We start from the raw sequence: 22,898 nt of genomic DNA on the forward strand, positions 1-22,898 counted from the left end.
CCCGTGATCTCTGATCTGTGCCCCATATCTGACGCACCGGGCTTGAGTTCGACTGCTCTGACACGAAGCTCACTCTTTCGGGTCCGTGTGGGCGTCGGCGCTCAACCCGTTGCGTTTCTTCTTCTTTACTTGCCGTACGACAACGGTGGCGGTGATCACCGCGGCACCTATGACAGCAACGGCGATGATGAGCGGGATCGCGATTGCATCCACCTCGTTCTCGCCTGCAGATGCCGCCGGGGGAGGGGTGTCCGCTGCTGGAGGTTCGGTGGTTGGCGCGGCGGAGGGCGACGCCTTTGCCGGTTGGATCCGTGATTGTTCGTTCCCGCATGCGGGTGTGTCCCATCCAAGTCCCGGCTCGATGCCGGTGGGAGCGTATGTGAACGTGAAGCTCTCGGAGATGGGGTGACCGTCGCTGGAGACGGCGTTCCACAGCACGGTGTAGACGCCCGGTTCTCCGAGTGCGACCGGGGTGGTGAGGATATTGCGGTCGATGGTGGAGCAGCTGGATTCGTAGAAGAGGCCGTCGGGTCCTTGCACTTGGGCGAAGCTGGCCTGGCTGAAGTCAATGAGTTCCCCGCTGAACGTGAGAGCGACGTCGTCAAGTTGGGCGACGGTTTCGTCTGCCCCGGGCACGGTGTCCAGGAGGTTGTCGTGCGCGAGAGCAGCGGGGGCAGGTGTAGCCAAGATTCCCAGTGTGATGAGGGCAAGAAGTGTGCTGGCGAGCCAGCGGGTGCGGTGGGTGGAGGTCACAGGTGTGGGTCCTTTCGTACGGCGGGCACGGGGGTGCTACCGGTAGGTCGGTTGTTGCGTTTCGTGTGGAGAACGGAGATGCCGGTGAGGATTGCGAGCGTTCCCGCGATCATCAAGGTGGCGCCTCCGGCGAGGGCCTGGTCCTGGAGGGGGGTGGGTCCCCACGTCCGCCCCATGGCGCCAAACCACTCCGCGACGATGAGGTCGGCGCGGGTGATCGTGGCGATGCCGAAGAAGGCGGCCACGCCTGTGAGCGCAATGAGTGAGGCGAAACGCCACCGCCCCTCGGGGGTCGTGGACGCATCTAGGGCGATCGATCGTGCGAAGAGGCACCCGGTGACGAGGAGCTGGCTGATCATCCATTCCGCTCCGAGCTGGTCGTAGAGCGACCAGCGGAACAGGTCGGAGTAGTGGAACAACCACAGCGACGTGGCGAAAAGAGCCGCGGCGACGACGGGGCGCAGAGTAAATCTGGCCAGCGGGCTGTGGGCGGCCCAGAGAAGCCATTCCCGCGGTCCTCGGCTTCCATCGTCCCGTGGATGGATGACCAAGGCTGCGAGGGTGATCGGCGCCGCGAAGACAAGGAGCAAGGGGATCGCGAGGCTGAGGAGAGCGAAGGAGAGGAATCGCATACTGATGAGCGAGTCGTCGTAGGCGGCGAGCGGGCCACTGGTTGTCCACAGAAGCGCACCCATCCCCGCAATCCAGCTGACCGTCCGCCTGGCTGGCCACGGATACCCGCGGCGCCGTGCGCGTTGGACGCCGACGAGGTAGAAGACGATTCCGAAACCCGCGACGAGCACCCAGAGGAGGTCGGGGCTCCACGCCGTGAACCATCTCTGCAGGGTGAGTGCGATCGGGACGGGTGCGTCGGTGAGGATCTCCGCGGCGGTGTTCTGCGGCAGTGTGATCGTATCGGCGGGGGCGGCGGTGCGGGCGAGGGCGGCGGCCGCACCGCTCGCGATACCCATGAAACCGAGTTCGACGCTCACGATCATCCAGAAGGCGCCACGGCCCTCGCTGGCATTTGCGAGGAGTCGACGGCGGTAGGCGGCACCCAGGACGCCCATGACCAGAAGAGCGCCGATCTTTGTGAGAAGGATGAGGCCGTACGGTGAGGCCAAATCCTCCCACCGGCCGAGGGCAGTGAGCGCCCGCGCGTATCCCGAGACGGCGACACCGATGAACGCGATGAGCGCCACCGTCGAGTACCGGCGAAGCACGTTGTCGAGTTCGTGCGGAGAGCTGATCGGTCGCACGACGACGAGCAGGATGAGACCTCCGAGCCATATCGCTGCTGAAATGACGTGCAGGACGAGGGACATGACCGCGGGATCGTGGTTGGCGAGCTCACCCGAATGACCTTGGGTGGCCATGGGTATCAGGCTGATGATCGCAAGCATGGTTGTGATCAGCACCGCACCATAGCTGCGCACAGCGAATGCGAGGACTGTCACGACCGAGGCGAGGATCGCGGTGATAAGCCATGATCGTCCCAGTTCGGTGTCGAGGAGGAAGCGGCCCAGCTGCGCGCCGAACTCAGCGCTCAGGTTCACTTGCGGATTGAATGAGGACAGGAAGGTGAGGTAAGCCACCACCCCGCTTGTGATGGTGAGGGTCGCGGCGCCGGCGGAGGCTATATCGAGCGCGACGGTGAAGGGCTTCCCTGCCGAGGGGAGAGCGAACACCGCCAGTACCAGGGGCCCGAGCATCGCCGCACCGGAGAGATTGACGAACAGTTTCGCGGCCGGGAGTCCCCATCGCACGAGCGCTCCAGGGTCACTGGTGAGTCTTGGTGCAGCTCCTCCACCGATCGCGAGCCCGACGACCACAGCGATGAGTGCGGCGGCAACGAGGAGCGTCGGTCCAGCGATCCGGAGAACAACGGCATTCATGGAGTGGTATCCCCTGTCTCAGTGCCAGGAGCGTCCGGGTCTTCTGTCACAGGCGCCGTGCATTCACCGGTCTTGGTGAGCTGCTGGATCGCCCCGGCAAGAGATTCGAGAACCGCGTCCGCCGACAGGGTGGTGGTGTCCACGTACACCTGGGCAGCTGGCTCTCGGCCGTAGGTTGTGAGCCGCAGATTCGGGGTCTCCTCCTCGTCGACGATCCAATCGACGCCACCCAAGCTGACACATTGCAGGGTGGTGGGGGCCGGGGGCTCCAACCCGCAGGTGAGGAGCACGCTGCTGGGGGTACCCCATGCTGCGGTGGCCTGAGCGTCCGTCCAGACGCGAGCCTGGTCGCCAATTGAGTCCGGTAGTCGTACGGTGACCTCTGCGCACAGCGGGTCGTTCGCGTTTGCTGCGGGCTCGAGGTGGATGGTGGGTGCGCAGCTGGTGAGCACAAGCAGTGCGCACAGCGCCGCGACAGAGGTCAGAATCTTGAGCTTCACAACGTCATCCATCCGTCTTCCTGGGAGTCAGCACGAGTCCGTCGCGGTCGGATCGACATGACGAGCAGCGCTAGTACCGTTCCGATACTGAGCATCCAGTCGAGCCACGGCATCAGCACGACAGCGAGAGTCGTGCCGGTGCGGAGGGGGACCTCGGTGATCTTCGCCGCGGTCGTGTCCACCGCAACCTGCGCCAGCACCTTTCCATCGCGGCCGATGACTTGACTGGTCCCGGTGGTGGAGACGTTCACCGCAGTTCTCCCTGTTTCGAGCGCGCGCATGCGGGCGATGGCCAGCTGTTGGAGGTTCTCGTCGGTGCCTCTGAAGTCCGCGTTGTTGGTTTGAAACACGAACATTTGCGCGCCAGAGGCAGCGCTTTGGTGGATGACGTCGTCGTAGATGACGTCGAAACAGATCGCCAGACCGATGGGCACATCGTCAACGTTCATGAGGGGTGTGTTGGAGCCGGGCGTGTACTCGCGTTGTATCAATCCGATGAGGTCGGGGGCGATGGCTTCGTAGAACCAACGGTCCGGGACGTATTCGCCGAAAGGGACGGGGTTGACCTTGTCGTGGAGCTGCTGCGGCCCGGCGCTGGTCCACAGCATGGAGGTGTTGAACGTGTCGGCTCCGCGGGTGGTTGCCGCATTCACCAGTGCCGGAGTGCCGGCACTCTGCACGAGTCGATCAAGGCGGTCTGCGACGGCGGCATCGCGCAGGGGATCGGCGTCGACGGCCCCTTCTGGCCAGACGAGAAGGTCCATTTCACGCCCCAGGAGAGGAGATGTCGCTTCTTCCTGTGCGCGCAGGATGTCGCCTGGTGTCCTGGTGTCGAAGTAGCCGCTGGGTCCGTTGCCCTGTACCCATCCGACGCGCATCATTCCCGCTTGCTCGGTGGGGAACAGAGGGATGGCTATCGCGGCAACGACGATGACCACGGCCGTTGCTGCTGGCTCCCATCGGCGGAGGATGAGGGCTTCCACGACGCTCGCGCAGACGAGAACGGTCAGGAAGGACAGCCCCGTGGTTCCCACCCATGAAGCGGCTTCCGCGAGCGGGCTCTCGGCGAGGCTGAAACCGACGCGCGCCCATGGGAACCCGGTGTACGGCGTACTCCCCATCAGCGTTTCTCGCAGCACCCACACCCCGGCGACGAGCACGGGAGTGATCGCGCGATACCCGTGTCGCGCCCGGGTGGTGGCGACACGATAGGCGAGTGCGATCAGCGCGCCGCCGGCACCGAACAGCAGGGATTCCAAGCCAGCCAGCGCGACCCACGGGATGGGGCCCAGAAACCGTGACACCCATACCAAGTGGGTGAAGTAGAAGGCCGCGCCGTAGACGAGGGAGATCAGGAACGCCCTGGGGAGAGAACGTCCGCGGAGCGTCCACAGCCCGATGGTTACGCTCACGAACGTTGCAGGCCACCACCCGTATGCGGGGTAGCCGAGATCCAGCATGCCTCCTGCGATGGCGGACGCGACGATCGCTACGGGAAACGGCACCCCAGCTGGTAGGCGCGCATCGTGCGCTCGGGGGTTCCCGCGCCGTGGTCGAACGGAGAGGGCGTGTCTCACCAATGGGTCAGCGGTCACGGTCATGAGAGCTCAGTTTTTTGAGGTAGGCGTTGTACATGTCGAGGTCGGTGTTCCCGTGCACGTCGGCGTACCGGTCGGCCGCGGCAGCCCGGGCGGTGTCGCTGCGGAACCAGCGATGCATCACGTAGATCAACATCAGCACGGTCGGGGCTTCACCGTAGGACCATGCCAGAGCGCCGGCTAGCTGCTGATCGGCGAGGGGATCGATGCCCAGTGCTTTGGTGGGGGCGACGAATGAGCCGACCAGGATCGTGCTGGCCATCATGAGGAACACCCCGAAGAACGCGTGGAGCGCGGCTTCAGCAAACACGTCCAGTGCACGGGCACCATGACCCAACCTGACCGGCAGCGGATCGGAGGACAGGATGGGGATGGTGAAGAGCATGCCGGCGAGGAGGAATCCGACCTCGAGTGCGACGTGGCCCCCGGGGAGAGCGAGGATGGCATCGGCAGCACCCGCAAGGTAGATGCCGTAGAACGCGAACAGGTACAGCGGGACAGTGGCCCACGGGCTGAGTATCCATTTCGCGGCCGGGCTTCGAAGAGCACTGTGGGCCGCTGTGAGGACTACCCGTCCCGCCCCATGGTGCGGTGTTGATCGCAGAAGAAGGGTTCCGGGTGAGCCGAGGACCAGTAGCGGCGGCACCATCATCATCAGAGTGAGCTGCTGGAACATGAAAACGGACACCAGCGCCTGGCCGTAGGTTTCAACACCCAGACCGGTGACCGCCGCGAGGAGAACGCACCCGAGCAGGAAGCTGACCGTGCGCCACACGGGCCAACGACGCCCGTGCGTCCACAACCGGATCGCGCCGACGAGATACAGCGCAGCGAGGATCCCCGCAACGATCGGTAGCACTGGAAGCGGAATGTCGGCCGGTGCGAGGAACGCCTGCAGAGATGGGGGGCTGTCGGGGATCTCGCCGCTCATACGCATGGTCGTGACAAGAAGATCGCGCAGTTCACTTCCGGATCACCTTGATCGTCGCCCCCGCTGCCAGGAACACCACGGCCGCGATGGGTTGTGCTGTGGTCCACACGACACCGGAGAAGGGGAAGGGCATCACCGGATTCCAGAGCACGGCAATGGCGAGGAAGACCGGGATCCACCACCAGTGGCGTGCCTGGAGCGCAAACCACGCGACGATCAGCCCGAAAATTGAGGCAATGAAGAGGACGAGCGGCGCCCAATTCGCCTGGAAGAGCGCCGGGGCCAGAAACAGGATCGCGGCGGCGACGAGGCTGGGGGCCAGGGCGTTCCGCTGGTAAGTGGAGGGGACGCGTTCTTTGGGACTCATGGGTGAACCGTTTCTTCGGCGGGTACAGGGTCGTCGGGGCGGGACGTGGGGTCTGGCCGGCGACGGCTCGTGCGCAGACCCGCGACGATGAGGAACACGGCACCGATGCCGAGAGCGATATCGGCGAGGTTGCCGATGAACAGGTTCCCGTAGGCGAGGAAATCGGTGACGTGCCCGATCCCGAACGCGGGCGGCGAGAATAAGCGATCGATGAGGTTCCCGATCGCACCGCCCACGATGAAACCGAAACCAACCGCCGACCACACGTTCCGGGCTCGGGTGGCGGCAACGATGAGGACCGCGGTGACAGCGACCCCGATGACGGTGATGACCCATGTGGAGCCTTCCCCGAGCGAGAAGATCGCGCCGGGGTTGAAGGCCAGTTGAAGACCGAGCCAGTCACCGATCAGCGGTATACGCGCATCCTGCCGCAACGTGTTCAGAGCAAGAGTCTTGGTGCCTTGATCGATCAGGATGACGATGGCGGCGACGATGAGCATCACGGCCGACCGGCGGACTCGATCACGCATCGGCGTCTTTCTCCTTAGCTGCAGCATCCTTGGCGGCCTGTGCGCGGTCGCGCTGGTGACGCTGGCGCCCGGCCATAACCACTCCCACGACGCCGATCCCCAGAATCAGTGCCAGACCCGAGAGGAAGAACAGGGGCAGCAGTTCGAAAGCACCGCCGCCGGATGCCGTGCCACCGTATGTTTGCGCGGGTCGGGCCGGTTCCGGCTCCTCGGTTGGGGAGGTTTCAGGGGTGGGGCTTGTGGTCGCAGTGCTGGGTTCCGTGTCCATCGCGGACGTGACCGTGTACACATACTCCCCGTTGATCGGGTGTCCGTCGGCGGAGACGGTCTTCCAGCGGACGGTGAAGATGCCGGTTGCGGCGTCGGGGGAGAGGTGTTGGGTGATCGAGTCACCGCTCACCGTTGGCGGGTCGACGGCGACGTTTGCTCCGCTTTCATCGATAACCTCGACGACCGTTGCGTCGTCATCACCGGTGAGGGTCCCGGTGAACATCAGAGAGATCTCATCGGGGGAGCCGTTGATGGTCGAGTCGGCGGTGGGGTACGACGAAACGAAGTCATCATGAGCGGCGGCCGGAGATGCAGTCCCAAGTACGACGGATGCCGACAACAACAGGGTGGTGAGGACGGCAGTGGTGCGTGCCGAGAGGCGTTTATGCATGGGTGTCGTGCTCTCCGGGGTGGGATTCGGGTTCGATCTGAAAGGTGGAGTGTTCGATGCTCACGGCGAAATGTTCGCTGACGCATTGCTGAAGTGATGTCAGCAGTGCGGCGGAAGCTTCCATCGTGACGGTGTCATCGACCACGACATGGGCGGTGAGCGTGGGGAGGTCGGTCGAGACCTGGGTCGCGTGGAGGTCGTGCACAGCGACCACGTGCGGCAGGGCAAGGATGTGGCGGCGGACATCCTCGAGATCGAGGCCGGCAGGTGTGGACTCCATCAATACCCGGCCGGATGCTCGCAACAGGATGAGGGTGCGGGGGATGATGAGGAGCGCGATCAAGACGCCCGCGACGGCGTCCGCCTGATACCAACCGAAAACGGCGATGAGGATGGCGCTGGCGATGACGCCGACGGAACCGAGGGCATCGTTGACGACCTCGAGGAACGCGGCGCGCATGTTGAGGTTGCGTCCGCGGCCGCTGAACAATACGAGCATGGAGGCGATGTTGGCGACGAGACCGACGATGCCGAAGAACAGCAGACTTCCCGATGCGATCTCAGGGGGCTCGAACAGCCGCCGTACGCCTTCCACGAGCGCGAAGATGCCCACTCCGAGCAGCAGAGCTGCTTGAGCGAGCGCACCGAGCACCTCCGTGCGTTGAAGACCGAAGGTGTATTTGGGAGTCGGGGGACGGTTCATCAGATGCGCAGCGGTGACGGCCATCGCCAACCCGATGACATCGGTGAGCATGTGCGCCGCATCAACGAGCAGTGCGAGGCTGCCTGTGATGATCGCGCCGATCACTTCGACGATGAAGACCGAGGAGGTGATCGCGAACGCGATGACCAGGCGATTGCGGGGAGTGGGGTCACCAATACCGTGACTGTGCCCTGTTTCTGTCATGGTGCTCCTTTACGGCCGTCCAACGATGAGCCGGGCGACGGTCGCCGCATCGCGACTCGTCCCAGCGAGGGTGTCAGCGTCCGCGCGGGAGTATCGCGGCATGCCAACAGTGAACAGTCCGGGGATGCGTGCACTGACGTGCAATGGCTGCCCGGGCGGCTCCGAATCGGGCAGCCACCCGTCTGCCGCCCTGTATCCGGTCGCGAGGATCACGGAATGCGGCTTCATGGACGCCCCATCGGCGAACATCACGGTGTCTCCGTGAATCTCCGTCACGGCGGCGGCATGAGTGACGTCTGTCGAAGCTACGCGGTGGCGTGCCTCGGACATCGGACCCTTACGCCGCAGCCTTGACCAGACGGACCGCTCCGATATCCGTGCTGGTTCGGCTCGAGTCGCGAGGGTGACGTCGTGGGAGGACGCGAGTTCTTCAGCAATCTCTACTCCGCTGTATCCGCCGCCAACGATCAACACGGGGCCGGGGGGTATCTGCGCGGGGTAGAGGTACTGGCTGGAATGCAGCACAACACCGGGTACTGCCAGTTCCTGGCGCCATCCCGGTATGCGCGGCACGGCGGCAGCTCCCGTTGCGCAGACCACATTTCGGGTTTGCACTTCCCCGGCGGAGGTCGACAGATGCAGCGTGGATCCGTCGCCCAACCGGTTGACTCCAAGAGCTCGTGTGCTCCACACGGTTTTCACACCGATGGCTTTCTCCACCGAAGACAGGTAGTCGGACATCTCATCCGCACTCGGATGACGGTCTTCATCGCCCGGGAAAGGGAACCCGCGGACGACATTGTGGCGTGCCGCACTGCGTAGTTTCATCGCCTGCCGCCGTGTGGCCCAGCTTCGTTGACCGGGGGGTGCAGAATCGATGATCACGAAGTCTTTCTGTGGCTCAAGCCCGGAGGACCTGAGCGCGGCGGCTGTCGCCAATCCGGAGTGCCCGGCGCCAACGATGATGACGCGACGGTGCGATAGCGAATGCGCCATCATTCAGCACCGTTCACCGCGGCTTCAATGCTGTCTTCCAGGTCAGTCCACGTCTCCAGTACGACAGGCTCCCCATCGATGAAGAACGAGGGGGTGCTGCTGACACCGAGCTGCTCACCCTCGTCGAGATCGAATTGGACCCGTTCTGCTGTCGCCGGATCAGCGACCGCATCATCGAACGCGGCCATGTCCAATCCGAGTTCCTCCGCAAACCCCCGGAACAGGTCCGCACGAGACTCTTGAGCCTCACCCCATTGAGGCTGCGTCTCGAACAGGCGGTGATACATGTCTTCCAGGCGGCCCTGCTGCGCTGCGGCTTCGGCAGCGATTGCGGCGTTCTTTGAGTTGAGGTGACCCGGCAGCGGGAAGTAGCGGATCACGTAGGTGATCTCGCCATCGAACTTGCCGCGGAGATCCTCGACGAGGGGATAGAAAGCACCGCAGGCCTCGCACTCGAAATCGAGGAATTCGACGACCGTCACCGCCCCTTCTCCTCCGTCATCGAGGACGTGCGAGTTCTCACGGACGACCTGTGGACCGTCAGCGGGCCCCGTCTCGGGTGCGGCAGCTTGATTCTGATTGATGAGGACGAAGACCAGCGCGACGACCAGCAACACCACGGCGATAGCCACGGTGACAAGTACCGCTTTCACGGAAGATTTCATAGACACTCCAAACACACACAACGAACGAGGACGACCAGTGGAGCGCCATCGAAAAGATGGCGCCGCCAGGGTCAGGTCCGCGACAGAGAAAGCTGTGTGAGAGAAGGAGGCAGTGCGAACAGGCGCCCCGTCAGGGCCGCCATTGATGGTGCGCGCGGCAAACGTTCGCGAATACGAGAAGAGGGGATGTGACGGCGGAAGGTCCGCGTGACGATGAGCACCAAGAAGCAGCAGATGATACCCAAGAGGCACCCGGCAACACCGATCATGATGTCGTTTGCTGTGTCCCCGGTCACGAATTGTTCGGCGGTCGCGCCGGCAACGCTTTCACCCGAACCCGCCGAGACATGGCCAGTCGAAGGCGTCCCTAGTGCGGATGAGGATGTCGTGCTCAGATATGGAGTCGCATCCGTCGCGTCACGGTGGCCGCCCGGCCATGCTCCGACAACGAGAAGAAGAGCCAGTCCGAGGGCTGTAATGATCTTCGTTATCAAGAATTTGTCGGCGCGGCTGGCGCAGTTGCGAGTGCGACCGTGGACGACCATGACCTCAGGATGCTACCAGCCCCACCAATCAAGATTCCTTGCGAACCCGTGAGCCACGCGCCCGTTCTACCGGCGAAACGAGGAAGTCTTAGGACGTCCGCTGAGCCAGCCCATCGCCCATTCAACTGGGCCAGTTCCGACGAAGCGCCACCACAGCCAACCCACCACGATCATGCCCGGAACGATCACCAGCCAGCCCAAGTAGAAGTTCTCGGCAGGGCGGCCATACGCGTTACTCCAGAGCGCGATGAGGCCGCCGTGCAGCAAGTACAGGGACAACGCCACCCGACCGCACGCGCACAGGGGAACAAAAGGGGTCTGCTGCTCGGCGCGCAGCTCGTCGGCACCCGCGGTGCGGAGATCTCCAAGCGCGTCGACACCTACGCCACGGCTCTGCACCACGGCATGACCGTCGCAACGATGAGTGACCTCGACCTCTCCTGCACGCCCCCGCTCGGCTCCCCATGGGACGCCGTGCAGCTCGCAACGCAGGCATGGGAGCGCCAAACTCGGACGAGCACTTTGGTGTAAGTAACCCTGGGATCGGCTACCTCAGCCCAAGTCGTTGCTGCGATCCGAACCCGGGAAAGATTGTGACCGTTCGGGGCGGCCTAGCGGGGCAGCGCAGTGAGTCCGCTCTGATCGAAGACCAAGATGTCGCCGCCGTTCGTGATGGTGATCGCTTGTGCGGAGCCGTGGGTTGTGCCGGCGGGAACCCACTCCGCGCCTGATGCGGGTCTGACCCAGATCTGTCCGCCGTTGCCGACACCGACGAGGCGCTTGCTATCGGGTGAAGCGGCGAGGAGGTAGAGCAGCGGTGCATCGTTCACGGTGGTGAACGTGGCGCCCTCATCCGCGCTGACTTGCAGCCCGTCGGGTGTGGCGGCGAACAGTTGCCCTGCGGCGTCGATGGCGAGGTTGACCGCGACGACTTCCCCGGCGGGCGACCATGTCTGTCCGGTGTCGTCGCTGCGGAGCAGTTCGATGGAGTCTGACGCAAGCCCGTACAGGCTCTCGTCCGGGCCGGCGGCGAGAGCGTGGAAGTCCTTCTCTCCGGTGAGCGAGACCGGTGACCAGGATCGGGCGCTGTCGTCGCTTCGGATGATTCCGAGGTTGGGGGAACCGAGTTCGGGGGCAGTCGTTCGCCCGGGGTGTCCAGACGCGATGAGGGTATCCCCGATGGCGGTGAGGCCCATCGCGTCAAAGTCGGTGTTCTGGACGCGGTCGCCAATTTCGCCGTCAAGCGTGGCCGTGTAGATCCCGTCGTGGGCGCCCAGTAGGTAGCCGTCTCCTGAGGGGTCAGGCACGATCGCGTGGACGTGTTCGATGGTGGTGGCGTGGTCGTGTCCGGTGGTCGGCTCGGCAGGTGCTGTGCACCCGGCGAGCACGATGCTGGCCGCGATTGTCGTAGCGATCGTGAGTGCTCCGCGACGTCGCAGGCGGGAAGTAGGCAGGGTGAAGTTCTTGAGGGTTCGCATGATGGTGTCCGCAAACAGATCTATGGGTGGGGTGCGGGAGTCCCGCACCCCACCCGTGGATCACGGAGTTGCGAGGATCTCCTTCATGGTGGCGATCTCTTCCGTTTGCGTGTCGATGATGGTCTCGGCCAGTGCGACGGCGTCGCTGTTCTGACCGTTGTCGACTTCGTCTTGCGCCATGTCGACGGCACCCTCGTGGTGCTGGATCATCTGCTCGAGGAACAGACGCCCCGCATCGGGACCGGCGGCATCTTCGAGGGCCTGCATGTCCTCTTCGGACATCATGCCGCTGCCGTGATCCATGCCCTCCATGCTGTCCATCTCCGCGCCCCAGTCTTCGAGCCACTGGTCCATCTGCTGGATCTCGGGCTCCTGAGCGGCTTTGATTTCTTCGGCGAGAGAGACGACGCGCTCGTCAACGCCGTCCTTGCTGAGGAGGACGTCGGACATCTCGATGGCCTGTGCGTGGTGTTCCTTCATCATGCTGGCGAACATGATGTCGGCGTCATTCGCATCTGCTGTCTCTGCGGGCGCGGACGAGCTGCCGCCGTGGTCCATGCCTTCCATGCCGTTGTCGGATCCGGTGGTTCCCGCGCAGCCGGCGAGGGCGAGCAGTGCGGTGAGGGTGAGTGCGGCGATCGCCGCGGGTCGAATCTTCATGAGGGTTCTCCAAGGGTCAGTGATGGGGCCCGGCGGCTGCCGGTGCCCGAGGGTGCGTTGCCCGCCAGAGCGGGCTAGCGCGTGATCACGTGCGACTGATGCAGAGAACCGTGAGAGATGGAGGCGGGGGAAGGGCGTGAGCGCGGGCGGGCCCGCGTGTTGTCGCGGGCGCGCGGGTCGCAACCAAGAGGGTGTGCCGCCAGCCGAGCCCGATCCGCCTGAGAAGGATGGTGGCCACCAGGAGCGCGAGGACGCACGCCATCCACGTCATCGAATCTCCGGCCCCACACGTCGCGCATCCCGCCTCCTGTGTCGGCGCGGCTGGCACGAGGGCGGTCGCGGAGGCGTCGGGGTGATGGGCGGATACTTCGGCCTGAGTGCTGACGGTGACGGTGTCATGGTGACCGGCGGCCGTCGCATGCGAGTTGAAGGAGTGCATCGCCAGTAGGCCGGCGATAATGCCCACGGCGATCGCGAGGACGGCCAGGACGGTGTGGGTGAGCGTGCGCGGTCCGCGCACCTGTTGTGAGACCTTGATCAGCGACATACTCACCTCCCGTTCGCCCCAGCCTACGTCCGTCGACCTAACTGTTTCTCGCTACTTACCGGCCACGGCGTCCGGGCGCAGATCCAGTCGGCGCAGCAGCTGCGCGTTGAGCGCGACGACGATGGTTGACAGGGACATCAGCAGCGCGCCCACGGACATCGGGAGCACGAACCCGATCGGGGCGAGCACTCCGGCGGCGAGGGGGACGGAGAGCAGGTTGTAGCCGGCGGCCCACCAGAGGTTCTGCTTCATCTTCCGGTAGCTGGCCCGCGACAGTTCGATCACCGAGAGCACCGACCGGGGGTCGTCGCTGGCGAGGATGACGCCCGCGGACGCGATCGCAACATCCGTCCCGGCGCCGATGGCGATGCCGACGTCGGCCTGCGCGAGCGCGGGGGCGTCGTTGACACCGTCTCCGACCATCGCGACCTTGCGCCCTTCGCCTTGCAGCTCTTTCACCTTCGAGGCCTTGTCTTCGGGTCGGACCCCGGCGAAGTACCGGTCGATGCCGAGCTCGCCCGCGACGGAGGCTGCGACCGCGTCGGCGTCACCGGTGATCATGACCACCTGCACGCCACGCTCGTGGAGGGCCTCGACGGCGTGACGCGACTCCGAGCGGATCTCATCCGCCAAGCGCAGGGCACCCGCGACCTGTCCGTCGACGAGCACGTGGAGGATGATCGCACCCTCACGGCGCCACTCGTCGGCGACCGGTAGCTCGGAGGCGTGTTCCTGCTCGAGCATGTACGGGCCACCGACCTGCACCACGCGCCCATCGACACGTGCACGGACCCCGACCGCCGGGGACGATTCGAAATCGGCTGACGAGGGGACCGTGAGGGTCTTCTCTTTCGCCGCGTTGACGATCGCGCGGGCGAGGGGGTGTTCGGAGTCTGCTTCCGCGGCCGCGGCCCAGGCCAGCAGCTGGTCAGGGTCGGTCCCGGAGACGGGGTCGATCGCGGTCACGGCGGGGGTGCCCTTGGTGAGCGTGCCGGTCTTGTCGAACAGGACGGTGTCGACGGTGCGCATGCTCTCCAGCGCGAGACGGTCCTTGATCAGCACGCCTCCGCGAGCGGCACGCTCGGTGGCGATCGACACGACGAGCGGGATCGCCAGACCGAGCGCGTGCGGGCAGGCGATCACCAGCACGGTGATCGTGCGGATCACGGCGGCGTCGGGCATGCCGACGATCGTCCAGACGATGGCGGTGATCGCGGCGGCGCCGAGCGCGAACCAGAACAGCCACCCGGCGGCCTTGTCTGCGAGCCGCTGCGCGCGCGAGGATGAATTCTGCGCTTCGGTCACCAGCTTTTGGATCCCCGCGAGAGCGGTGTCGTCGCCGATCGCGGTGATCTCGACCCGCACCCCGGAATCGGTGGCGACGGTGCCGGCGATGACCTGGTCGCCGTCGCTGCGGCGCACGGGCCGGGACTCGCCGGTGATCATCGACTCGTCCATGCTGGCCGAGCCCTGCACGATCCGCCCGTCAGCGGGCACCCGCCCGCCTGGGCGCACCACCACCACGTCACCCACCAGCAGATCGGACGGGGCGACCGTCACGGTCGTGTCGCCTTCGATCTTTTCCGCCTCGTCGGGCAGCAGTGCAGCGAGGGAATCCAGTGCTGAGGTGGTCTGTGCGAGGGAGCGCATCTCGATCCAGTGGCCGAGCAGCATGATCACGATCAGCAGCGCCAGCTCCCACCAGAAGTCCAGCTCATGATGGAGGAGGCCGAGGCTCGCGCCCCAGGATGCGAGGAACGCGACCGTGATCGCGAGGGCGATCAGGAGCATCATTCCGGGCTTGCGGGCACGAAGTTCACTCACCGCGCCGGTGAGGAACGGGGCCCCACCCCAGATGTACATGACCGTCCCGAGAACCGGGGACACCCACCCAACCCAGGCGGCTTCCGGCAACGGGTACCCGAGCAGCATCGAGAACATCCCCGAGAACCCGACAACCGGGACCGCAAGGACCAGCATGATCCAGAACAACCGCCGGAACTGGCCCACGTGATCGCCGTGGCCCGCGTGACCGCCGTGGCCCGCGTGACCTTGAGGAGCGCCGTGGTCGTGGCTCATCGCCGCGTGGTCATGCTGCGCCGTCGGCGCGGTGCCGGGATTCTCGTGTGCGATGTGATGGGTGTGCTCGTCGTGCTGGCTCATCAGAACTCCTTGTTCGATGCGCCCGGGGTCGAGCCGGGTGCGGACGGATAAGTGAATCAGGCCTGGCTGGTCGCGAGGCTGTAACCGGCCTCTTCGACCGCAGCCCTCACGGCAGCGGGATCGACAGGGGCTGCGCTGTGGATCGTCACGCGGGACGAGCCGCCGGCGTTCAGGTCGACAGCGACGAACGCGACACCGTCAAGCGCGCTCAGTTCCTCACTGACGCTCGACACACAGTGCGAGCACGTCATTCCCGTGACCAGTACCTCTTCCGAGACCGGGGCCGCCACAGGAGTGGATGCCTCGATGTTCGATGGGGCTGCGCAGCATGCGCAACCAGCGTTTGCGTCCTTCAGTCCGAGTTCGATGCGGTCAGTCATAGTGAATTTCTCCAGATCGTTAGACGTGTGGTTATGAACGGACCAGGCGAGCGATGGCGTCGTTAGCTTCGCGGACCTTCTCCGCCGCAACCTCGCCACCCTCAGCGCTTGCCTGAGCGACGCAATGGCTCAGATGGTCACCCAGGAGCGACAAGGCCACCGTTTCGAGCGCCTTCGTGGCCGCAGCGACCTGCGTCAGGATGTCGATGCAGTACTTGTCCTCATCGACCATCCGCGAGATACCTCGCACCTGACCCTCAACCCGACTCAATCGCTTGCGCAGATCCGCCTTGTTGTCGGTGTAACCGTTCATACCCACAACATACCCCCTGGGGGTATGTAACTCAACAGGCACCGGCCTATTCCCGAACGACAGCCTCCGGCTGCAGTTTCGCGGGACGATCGCTATCGAGCGCCCGGCGGCATGCGGCGTCGTCCACCACAGCAGGATCGCGCACCTCACGACTGGTTGACGCGGCGACGAACAGAACGCCATAACATTCGATCGAATTGATAACCAGTCAGCGGTCACTGTATAGTTCAGTGCATGCTGACCATTGCTTCCCGTCTTGATGTGATGAACCGACTCGGCCGGGCCATGGCTGATCCGACCCGTTCCCGGATCTTAATGACGTTGCTCGACGGACCGAGCTATCCCGCTGTGCTCTCGCGCGAACTGGAGCTGACGCGCTCGAACGTGTCGAACCACCTCACCTGCCTGCGCGATTGCGGCATCGTCGTTGCCGAGCCGGAGGGCCGTCAGACCCGATACGAAATCGCCGACCCGCACCTAGCTGCTGCCCTCGTCGCACTGGTGGACGTGACGCTGGCTGTCGACGTGCACGCCCCGTGCGTGGACTCGGCGTGCACGGTGGCGGGCTGCTGCGGAGCGGGGGCTGGCGCGTGAGCGAGGCGTGTGGTTGCGAGCATGAGCCTGCCGCCACGGCGGGAGAGGAACACGAAGAGGCTGAGCGGCCCTGGTGGAAAGACCGCGGGATCATGGTGCCGATCTTCTCGGGTGTCGCGTTCCTGGGGGGTCTGATCCTCGAGTGGTCCGGCTTAGAGATCCCGGCGTTGGTGCTGTTCTGGGTCGGACTACTGCTGGGCGCGTCGACGTTCACGCCGGGCGCGATCCGGAAACTATTCAAGGGCAAGCTCGGCATCGGGTTGCTGATGACGATCAGCGCGATCGGCGCAGTCATCCTCGGGTACGTGGAGGAGGCTGCAGCTCTGGCGTTCTTGTACTCGATCGCTGAGGCGCTCGAGGACAAGGCGATGGACCGCGCCCGCGGCGGGCTAAGGGCACTGCTGAAGCTCGTGCCGGAGACAGCGACGGTGCTGCAGGGCGGTGTCTCCGCGCAGGTACCGGCGAGAGAGTTGACGGTTGGCCAGGTCATGGTGGTCCGCCCGGGTGAGCGGATCGCGACCGATGGGATCGTCCGATCCGGGCGCTCCAGCCTGGACACATCGGCGATCACCGGGGAGTCGATCCCGGTCGAGGTCGAGCCTGGCGATGTTGTGTCGGCCGGTGCGATCAACAGTGCCGGCGCGCTGGAGGTTGAGGCGACGGCTGCGGGCACCGATAACTCGCTCACGACGATCGTGGAGCTGGTCGAGAAAGCGCAGACCGACAAGGGCGAGCGTGCCCGTCTGGCGGACAGGATCGCCCGCCCACTGGTGCCCGGCGTTCTGATCCTCGCGGCGCTCGTCGCGATCATCGGTTCGCTGCTGGGTGACCCGGAGGTGTGGATCACCCGCGCGCTCGTCGTGCTGGTCGCGGCGTCTCCGTGTGCGCTGGCGATCTCGGTCCCGCTGACGGTCGTCGCTGCGATCGGCGCCGCGAGCAAGTTCGGTGTGATCATCAAGTCCGGCGCCGTTTTCGAGCGCTTCGGTACGGTCCGGCACGTCGCCGTCGACAAGACCGGAACCCTTACCCGCAACGAACCCGTGGTCACCGCCGTACTCACCGCGAACGGTGTAACCGAGGTCCAGGCGTTGGCGTGGGCGGCTGCGCTGGAGCAGCACAGCACACATCCTCTTGCCTCAGCGATCACCGCCGCAGCTCCGGGGACACCGGCAGCTGCAGATGTGACCGAGCAGGCCGGCCATGGTATTGACGGCACCGTCGACGGATCGAGAATCACCGTCGGCAGTCCCCGCTGGCTGGACGCCGGCGACCTCGTTGAGCGGGTCGCAACGCTGGAAGAGCAGGGCATGACCGTCGTCATCGTGCACCGAGACGGGTCACCGGTCGCCGCGATCGGCGTCCGCGACGAGCTGCGCCCTGAAGTCCCCCAGGTAGTCCGGACACTCACCGGCCAGGGCGTCGGGGTGACGATGCTCACCGGCGACAACGCCCGGACCGCTCGTGCCCTGGCTGCGCAGGCCGGGATCAGCGATGTGCGCGCGGAGCTGCGCCCGGAGGACAAGGCGACCGCGATCGGGGAACTGTCGAAGGCGGGACCGGTCGCGATGATCGGCGATGGCATCAACGATGCCCCCGCCCTCGCGGGCGCAGACGTCGGCATCGCGATGGGCGCGACCGGCTCCGACGCAGCGATCGAATCCGCGGACGTGGCCTTCACCGGCCATGATCTACGCCTCATCCCGCGGGCGTTCGATCACGCCCGGCGCGGTCGACGGATCATCAACCAGAACATCATCCTGTCGCTGCTGATCATCACCGCCCTGCTCCCGCTCGCGCTCTTCGGCGTCCTGGGGCTCGCGGCTGTCGTCCTGGTCCACGAGGTCGCCGAGGTCATCGTGATCCTCAACGGCCTGCGGGCCGCCCGCACCCGCACGCCACGACTGGGACGCTGATGCTCGCCACCATTGGATCAGCGATCGGCCTGTTCGCGGCAACCAACATCGACGACATCGTCGTGCTCACCGTGCTTTTCCTCGCCTCCAGCCGAGGGAAACCCCGGCCGTGGCAGATCGTCGCAGGCCAGTACCTCGGGTTCATCACCCTCGTCGTCATCAGCGTGATCGCCGCGCTCGGCCTCACCATCGTCCCGGACGAATGGGTCGGCTTCCTTGGCCTGATCCCGCTCGGCATCGGCATCTGGACGCTCATTCGCGGCCTGCGCCGCAACGGCGATGACGATGACGACGACTCCAAGATCACCGCGGTCGGACTGTGGGGCGTCGCTGGTATCACGATCGCCAACGGGGCGGACAACATCTCCCTCTACACGCCGATCTTCCGCACCAGCACGCCCGGCGACGTCGCGATCATGATCGTCGTGTTCCTCATCCTCGTTGCCGTCTGGTGCGCGGCGGGCCGGCTCATCGGCACTAACAAGGCAGTCACCGAGGGGTTGGAGCGCGTCGAGCACTGGCTTGTACCGGCAGTTTTCATCGGTCTGGGCCTGTTCATCCTGATCGAATCCGGGGTCATCGTCCGTCTGATCGAGGTCCTCGCATGATCCCTTCCGAAACAGAAGCTCACCCGCCCGCTGTGCGCGAGCGGTCGTCGGCGCGGCGGTGGCAGCTCACTGGTGGAGCGCTCCTGATCGCCGTGATTGTCGTGTTGATTGATCAGGGAACGAAGGTGTGGGCTGAAGCGGCCCTCACTGAGCGTGAGCGCGTCCCCCTAATCGGTGACCTGTTGGGTTTGCAGCTCGCCTACAACCCCGGAGCGGCATTCTCCTTCGGGGAAGGCTTCACCTGGGTGTTCGCGCTGCTAGCCGTCGCCGCCACCGTCACAGCAATCGTGTTCGCGTTCCGAGTACAACGCCTGGGATGGGCAATCGTCATCGGCGCGCTCGGAGGAGCTGCCGCCTCACACGCAGGCGACCGCCTTTTCCGCGATCCGGGATTCGCCCGCGGACACGTCGTGGACTTTCTCGCCTACGGAAATTGGTTCATCGGGAACATCGCCGACATCGTGATCTTCGCCGCAGCGGTCACCGGAGCGCTCCTCATGATCCGCGCCGGCGATGAGGCCACAAAGTGAAACCGCTTTGAGAAGCGGGGATAACCCATCAACTCGCCCTCTACATCGGCGCTATTGCTCGGCGCGCAGCTCGTCGGCACCCGCGGTGCGGAAATTTCCAAGCGCATCGACACCTACGCGGCAGCGCTGCACCACAGCATGACGATCGCCGCAATGAGCGACCTCGACCTCTCCTACACGCCCCCGCTCGGCTCCCCCTGGGATGCCGTGCAGGTCGCAACACAGGCATGGGAGCGCGAAGTCCGGACAATCGCCGTGGTGTAGCTCGCCCGTGCGTGCGGCTTCTGAGTGTGGGGACTACGTAGGCGGGCGGTCACGTCGTAAGCGAAGCGCGACCCACAAACCGCATCGTCGACAGATGAACGCACCGTCGTCTCCGAGGGCGTGCAGCTTCCTTCGTGGTAGATGCCGGCCGCAGCACGTGCAGGCGACATCGAGCTCAGTCTCCATAGGCCCTCATTGCCTCTCGGATCTGTTCAACCGTTGGCATCCCGGCCAACCCAGCAGGTGTGCTGTAGATGCGGCAAGCCAACTCACTACTACGATCCGACCCCGGGAAGAGATCGTTTCCGTCCACCGTGATCGTCGGGGAGCCCGCAAATTGAACCCCGGCGGCGTCTTCCTCTGTTCGGATGAGTCGATAACGCAGGCTCAATCCGTCGTGGCCTGTTTCGCTAAGCGCCTCGGCAACACGACGACTGGCCTCAACCCAGCTAGGGCAATCAGCGATATGCAGCAGCTCAATCTCCACGACTCAATCATCCTCGATTCTCTGCTGATGTCGTGACCCATTTGTGGTGGAGGGCTATCACCGAAAACGATCGTTTCCGGCCGACGTACCGAGGTCGCCGGCCGATTGTGCGACACGCCGGTCGCGCACCTGCCGAAAACCCCTGCCCGAACCTGTTGCGCCGAAACGGCCCGCCCGACCCTTTAGGCAATGTGAAAGCGGCCGCGATTTCCGACAAGTTTCGTGAGACAACCGGCAGTTTCCGCAGCGCACCACTCACCCGTCTTTCCGGGGGTGCTCCGTCTCACCAACCGACAAGTTTCGTGAGATCGGACAACAGATGTCCGTTCTCACGGAAGGTGTCGGATTCTCAGTAGTTGGCGCAACGTCTCACGAAACGTGTCTGATGCTCACGAGAGGTGTCGGACCTGTGATTGGCGGCAGGGTCATCGACCCTGCCGGAAACGATCGTTTTCGGTGGATCGCCTTTTCGGCGACGCCTCGCCCTCGAGGAATGTCTGACCTCGCGTTAGACCATGGATCCTGAATGACAGCATCCCGCGGCAAGATCTCAAGACCGGACCGCTCCCAGCCCCATCGATCGTCGACGACGACTCAGCCGTGCAGGGGCTGCCGTAACAGGCCGAACGGGCAGAGCCACAAGAAGGTGGTTCCGCCCGTTCGGTGACGTGCGAGGTTGGTTTATGGCTCGACGATGTGGAACCAGAGCGGGAATGCGGTGAGGAGGCCGAACAGCGTCCTCACCGCGGCCGGGTCGCCCTCGACGCTCGCCGATCCGTCTGAGAGGGCGGTGTCGAGGTCGGTGCTTCCGAACACGAGAGCAGCGAGCTCGCTCTTGGTCGATGTGACGGTGGCGTCAGCGGTAGCGGAGGTGGTGTTGGGGGTGTAGATGAGGCAGCCGTTTCGCAGTTCGAGTGCGTAGGTGACGCCGTCGGCTCCAGCGTCGCTGATGACCCAGTCGAGGGTGGACCGGCGGTCGGCAGCGGCGGGGCCGTCGAGCTTGATGCCCATGAAGTCGAAGATCATCTCCGGCGTCATGGAGTTCAGCACGTCGAGGGTGGCGAGGCTGAGCGTGCCGAGGTCTCTGACACCGTTCCGCAGCTCGAGAGCGGCCATCAGGTACTCGTTGCGCCACGTCGGGTTCTCGGACTGGTATCCGAGCTGCTCGAAGGCGTCAGCCTGGAGCTCACGGGCTGCCTGGTGGTCGGGTTCACTGAACACCACGTGCGTGAGGACATCTGCGACCCAGCGGTAGTCGCCCTTGTCGAAGGAGGCTTTCGCTTTCTCGACGACGGCGTCAGCGCCGCCCATGAACTCGACGTAGCGGGCGCCGACCTCGGTCGGTGGGAGCGGGTGCAGGTGCGCGGGGTGGGAGTCGTACCAGCCGATGTAGCGCTGGTAGACGGCTTTGGAGTTGTGGTTGAGGGAGCCGTAGTAGCCGCGGTTGTACCACTGCTGGTCGAGAGCGGCGGGGAGTTCCATCTGCTCCGCGATCTCGACAGGTGTCTGGCCGAGGTTGGTGAGGCGGAGGACCTGGTCGTGGATGTACTTGTACAGGTCGCGCTGATTCGCGAGGAACTCGATGATCGATTCCGTGCCCCAGCGGGGCCAGTTGTGCTGTGCGAACACGACGTCGGTGTCCGCGCCAAACAGGTGGATCGTCTCGTTGAGGGTCTTCCACCAGGTGGCAGCGTCGCGCACCTGGGCTCCACGGAGGGTGAGGAGGTTGTGCATGACGTGGGTTGCGTCCTCGGCCGTGCACAGGGCGCGGTGAGCGGGGAAGTAGATCAGGAACTCGGAGGGCGCTTCCGTGCCGGGGGCCATTTGGAAGACCATCTCGACGCCGTCGACGACGCGCGTTTCGCCGGTGGTGGCGATCGTGTCGGTGGGCGGCACGAGGCTGGATGAGAAGCCTGCGCCTCCGCCTGAGGACAGGCCCGCGTCGATTTGTCCGCGTTCGCCGATCGGCAGCAGAGGACCGTACATGTACAGGGCCCTGCGAGTCATCGCGGTACCGGCGTAGACGTTCTCGGAGACGGCCTCGGAGAGGAACCCGTCCGGGGCGATCACGACCGTGCGGCCGGCGGCGATGTCGTCGTCGCTGACGATGGCGCGCGAGCCGCCGTAGTGGTCGGCGTGGCTGTGTGTGTAGATCAGGGCTTTCACGGGGCGGACGCCGCGGTGCTCTCGGTAGAGCGCGAGGCCTGCGGCGGCGGTCTCGTTACCGACAAGGGGGTCGATGACGATGATTCCTTCGTCGCCTTCGACGATGGTCATGTTCGACAGGTCGATGCCGCGGAGCTGGTAGATCCCGTCGGTCACCTCGAACAGGCCGCGACCGCTGTTGACCTGCGCGTGACGCCAGAGGCTCGGGTGGACCGTGTCGGGCGCGTCGTCGGACTCTTTGACGAAGTCCCAGGCCGCGAGGTTGATGACCGGCGCGCCGGATTCCTTGCGCACGACCGGGTCGGCGAGAGGGGCGATGAATCCGCGGGCCACGTCGTCGAAGTCCTGCCGGTCATCCCAAGGGAGGTGCTTCGCTGCCTCAGCGTTGGCCTTCCTGGTCGCGTCGGTCGCGGGTTTGGGGGTCGTGGCGTCCATCAAAGCTCCTCA

25 protein-coding genes and 2 pseudogenes are annotated in these 22,898 nt (G+C 64.9%); 6 read left to right on the forward strand and 21 right to left on the reverse strand.

What is annotated here, in order from left to right; translation table 11 throughout:
• Positions 1-69 precede the first annotated feature (69 nt).
• The 13 genes from LRQ07_RS03185 to LRQ07_RS03245 form a co-directional block, all read right to left on the reverse strand.
• Positions 70-753, reverse strand: coding sequence for a copper resistance protein CopC (locus LRQ07_RS03185; protein WP_256535810.1), 684 nt, complete (start codon positions 751-753; stop codon positions 70-72).
• The gene (locus LRQ07_RS03190; protein WP_256535811.1) at positions 750-2,648 is read right to left on the reverse strand and encodes a cytochrome c oxidase assembly protein; all 1,899 of its coding nucleotides are present in this window, start codon (positions 2,646-2,648) and stop codon (positions 750-752) included. Before LRQ07_RS03190 ends, LRQ07_RS03185 begins: the two co-directional genes overlap by 4 nt.
• Complete coding sequence (locus LRQ07_RS03195; protein ID WP_058631458.1) at positions 2,645-3,160, reverse strand: DUF3515 family protein; 516 nt, start codon at positions 3,158-3,160, stop codon at positions 2,645-2,647. The genes LRQ07_RS03190 and LRQ07_RS03195 overlap by 4 nt, the downstream gene beginning before the upstream one ends.
• Complete coding sequence (lnt, locus tag LRQ07_RS03200) at positions 3,145-4,608, reverse strand: apolipoprotein N-acyltransferase (protein ID WP_256535812.1); 1,464 nt, start codon at positions 4,606-4,608, stop codon at positions 3,145-3,147. The genes LRQ07_RS03195 and lnt overlap by 16 nt, the downstream gene beginning before the upstream one ends.
• 124 nt (positions 4,609-4,732) lie before the next feature.
• The gene (locus tag LRQ07_RS03205; RefSeq protein WP_058631457.1) at positions 4,733-5,683 is read right to left on the reverse strand and encodes a cytochrome c oxidase assembly protein; all 951 of its coding nucleotides are present in this window, start codon (positions 5,681-5,683) and stop codon (positions 4,733-4,735) included.
• A gap of 25 nt (positions 5,684-5,708) precedes the next feature.
• Positions 5,709-6,044 carry a DUF6804 family protein gene (locus LRQ07_RS03210; RefSeq protein ID WP_045278974.1) on the reverse strand — a complete coding sequence of 112 codons (336 nt, stop codon included), beginning with the start codon at positions 6,042-6,044 and terminating at the stop codon, positions 5,709-5,711.
• Positions 6,041-6,574 carry a signal peptidase II gene (gene lspA, locus LRQ07_RS03215; protein WP_058631456.1) on the reverse strand — a complete coding sequence of 178 codons (534 nt, stop codon included), beginning with the start codon at positions 6,572-6,574 and terminating at the stop codon, positions 6,041-6,043. The genes LRQ07_RS03210 and lspA overlap by 4 nt, the downstream gene beginning before the upstream one ends.
• A complete protein-coding gene (locus tag LRQ07_RS03220; RefSeq protein WP_256535813.1) occupies positions 6,567-7,235 on the reverse strand; it encodes a copper resistance protein CopC in 669 nt (222 codons plus the stop codon). Before LRQ07_RS03220 ends, lspA begins: the two co-directional genes overlap by 8 nt.
• Positions 7,228-8,142, reverse strand: coding sequence for a cation diffusion facilitator family transporter (locus LRQ07_RS03225; protein WP_255163673.1), 915 nt, complete (start codon positions 8,140-8,142; stop codon positions 7,228-7,230). Before LRQ07_RS03225 ends, LRQ07_RS03220 begins: the two co-directional genes overlap by 8 nt.
• Before the next feature lie 9 nt (positions 8,143-8,151).
• A complete protein-coding gene (locus LRQ07_RS03230) occupies positions 8,152-9,141 on the reverse strand; it encodes an NAD(P)-binding domain-containing protein (RefSeq protein WP_319944139.1) in 990 nt (329 codons plus the stop codon).
• A complete protein-coding gene (locus LRQ07_RS03235) occupies positions 9,138-9,803 on the reverse strand; it encodes a DsbA family protein (RefSeq protein ID WP_055876976.1) in 666 nt (221 codons plus the stop codon). Before LRQ07_RS03235 ends, LRQ07_RS03230 begins: the two co-directional genes overlap by 4 nt.
• A 71-nt stretch (positions 9,804-9,874) precedes the next feature.
• Positions 9,875-10,348: a hypothetical protein gene (locus LRQ07_RS03240; protein ID WP_127481847.1), complete on the reverse strand. Its 474-nt coding sequence runs from the start codon at positions 10,346-10,348 to the stop codon at positions 9,875-9,877.
• Between the two features lie 66 nt (positions 10,349-10,414).
• Entirely contained in the window at positions 10,415-10,750 is a 336-nt protein-coding gene (locus LRQ07_RS03245) for a hypothetical protein (protein ID WP_255164181.1), read from the reverse strand.
• Here LRQ07_RS03245 and LRQ07_RS03250 point away from each other — a divergent pair.
• Positions 10,661-10,879 (forward strand): annotated as a pseudogene (locus LRQ07_RS03250) (CoA-disulfide reductase); the annotation flags it as partial. The gene LRQ07_RS03245 and the pseudogene LRQ07_RS03250 sit on opposite strands and share 90 nt — an antisense overlap.
• 80 nt (positions 10,880-10,959) lie before the next feature.
• Here the strand turns inward: LRQ07_RS03250 and LRQ07_RS03255 are convergent.
• The 6 genes from LRQ07_RS03255 to LRQ07_RS03280 all read right to left on the reverse strand — a co-directional run bounded on the left by LRQ07_RS03255 (position 10,960) and on the right by LRQ07_RS03280 (position 15,889).
• Positions 10,960-11,826, reverse strand: a complete 867-nt coding sequence (locus LRQ07_RS03255; protein ID WP_045278977.1) for a F510_1955 family glycosylhydrolase — start codon at positions 11,824-11,826, stop codon at positions 10,960-10,962.
• A 60-nt stretch (positions 11,827-11,886) separates the two neighbouring features.
• Positions 11,887-12,486 carry a DUF305 domain-containing protein gene (locus tag LRQ07_RS03260; RefSeq protein ID WP_029259139.1) on the reverse strand — a complete coding sequence of 200 codons (600 nt, stop codon included), beginning with the start codon at positions 12,484-12,486 and terminating at the stop codon, positions 11,887-11,889.
• Positions 12,487-12,571: 85 nt separating this feature from the next.
• Positions 12,572-13,033, reverse strand: a complete 462-nt coding sequence (locus LRQ07_RS03265; RefSeq protein WP_051671013.1) for a DUF6153 family protein — start codon at positions 13,031-13,033, stop codon at positions 12,572-12,574.
• A 51-nt stretch (positions 13,034-13,084) separates the two neighbouring features.
• Positions 13,085-15,196, reverse strand: a complete 2,112-nt coding sequence (locus LRQ07_RS03270) for a heavy metal translocating P-type ATPase (RefSeq protein ID WP_200935185.1) — start codon at positions 15,194-15,196, stop codon at positions 13,085-13,087.
• Positions 15,197-15,252: 56 nt separating this feature from the next.
• On the reverse strand, positions 15,253-15,576 hold the full coding sequence (locus tag LRQ07_RS03275) for a heavy-metal-associated domain-containing protein (protein ID WP_055876979.1): 324 nt from the start codon (positions 15,574-15,576) through the stop codon (positions 15,253-15,255).
• 31 nt (positions 15,577-15,607) lie between these two features.
• Positions 15,608-15,889: a metal-sensitive transcriptional regulator gene (locus tag LRQ07_RS03280; RefSeq protein ID WP_029259144.1), complete on the reverse strand. Its 282-nt coding sequence runs from the start codon at positions 15,887-15,889 to the stop codon at positions 15,608-15,610.
• A 234-nt stretch (positions 15,890-16,123) separates the two neighbouring features.
• Between LRQ07_RS03280 and cmtR the strand changes: the two genes are divergently transcribed.
• The 5 genes and pseudogenes from cmtR to LRQ07_RS03305 form a co-directional block, all read left to right on the forward strand.
• Positions 16,124-16,483 (forward strand): Cd(II)/Pb(II)-sensing metalloregulatory transcriptional regulator CmtR, encoded by a 360-nt coding sequence (gene cmtR, locus LRQ07_RS03285; protein WP_029259145.1) that lies wholly within the window; start codon positions 16,124-16,126, stop codon positions 16,481-16,483.
• On the forward strand, positions 16,480-18,396 hold the full coding sequence (locus LRQ07_RS03290) for a heavy metal translocating P-type ATPase (RefSeq protein WP_036271584.1): 1,917 nt from the start codon (positions 16,480-16,482) through the stop codon (positions 18,394-18,396). Before cmtR ends, LRQ07_RS03290 begins: the two co-directional genes overlap by 4 nt.
• The gene (locus LRQ07_RS03295; protein WP_029259147.1) at positions 18,396-19,004 is read left to right on the forward strand and encodes a cadmium resistance transporter; all 609 of its coding nucleotides are present in this window, start codon (positions 18,396-18,398) and stop codon (positions 19,002-19,004) included. The genes LRQ07_RS03290 and LRQ07_RS03295 overlap by 1 nt, the downstream gene beginning before the upstream one ends.
• Positions 19,001-19,534, forward strand: coding sequence for a signal peptidase II (locus tag LRQ07_RS03300; RefSeq protein WP_231494440.1), 534 nt, complete (start codon positions 19,001-19,003; stop codon positions 19,532-19,534). Before LRQ07_RS03295 ends, LRQ07_RS03300 begins: the two co-directional genes overlap by 4 nt.
• A 51-nt stretch (positions 19,535-19,585) precedes the next feature.
• Positions 19,586-19,798, forward strand: a pseudogene (locus LRQ07_RS03305) (CoA-disulfide reductase); the annotation flags it as partial.
• A 175-nt stretch (positions 19,799-19,973) separates the two neighbouring features.
• On the opposite strand, the gene LRQ07_RS03310 reads toward LRQ07_RS03305, so the two are convergent.
• Positions 19,974-20,285 (reverse strand): thioredoxin family protein, encoded by a 312-nt coding sequence (locus LRQ07_RS03310; RefSeq protein WP_081860107.1) that lies wholly within the window; start codon positions 20,283-20,285, stop codon positions 19,974-19,976.
• 681 nt (positions 20,286-20,966) lie between these two features.
• Positions 20,967-22,886 carry an alkyl/aryl-sulfatase gene (locus LRQ07_RS03315; RefSeq protein WP_256535814.1) on the reverse strand — a complete coding sequence of 640 codons (1,920 nt, stop codon included), beginning with the start codon at positions 22,884-22,886 and terminating at the stop codon, positions 20,967-20,969.
• Positions 22,887-22,898 lie beyond the last annotated feature (12 nt).

The sequence above is a fragment of the Microbacterium sp. J1-1 genome (genome assembly GCF_024498615.1).
Classification (GTDB): domain Bacteria; phylum Actinomycetota; class Actinomycetes; order Actinomycetales; family Microbacteriaceae; genus Microbacterium; species Microbacterium aurugineum.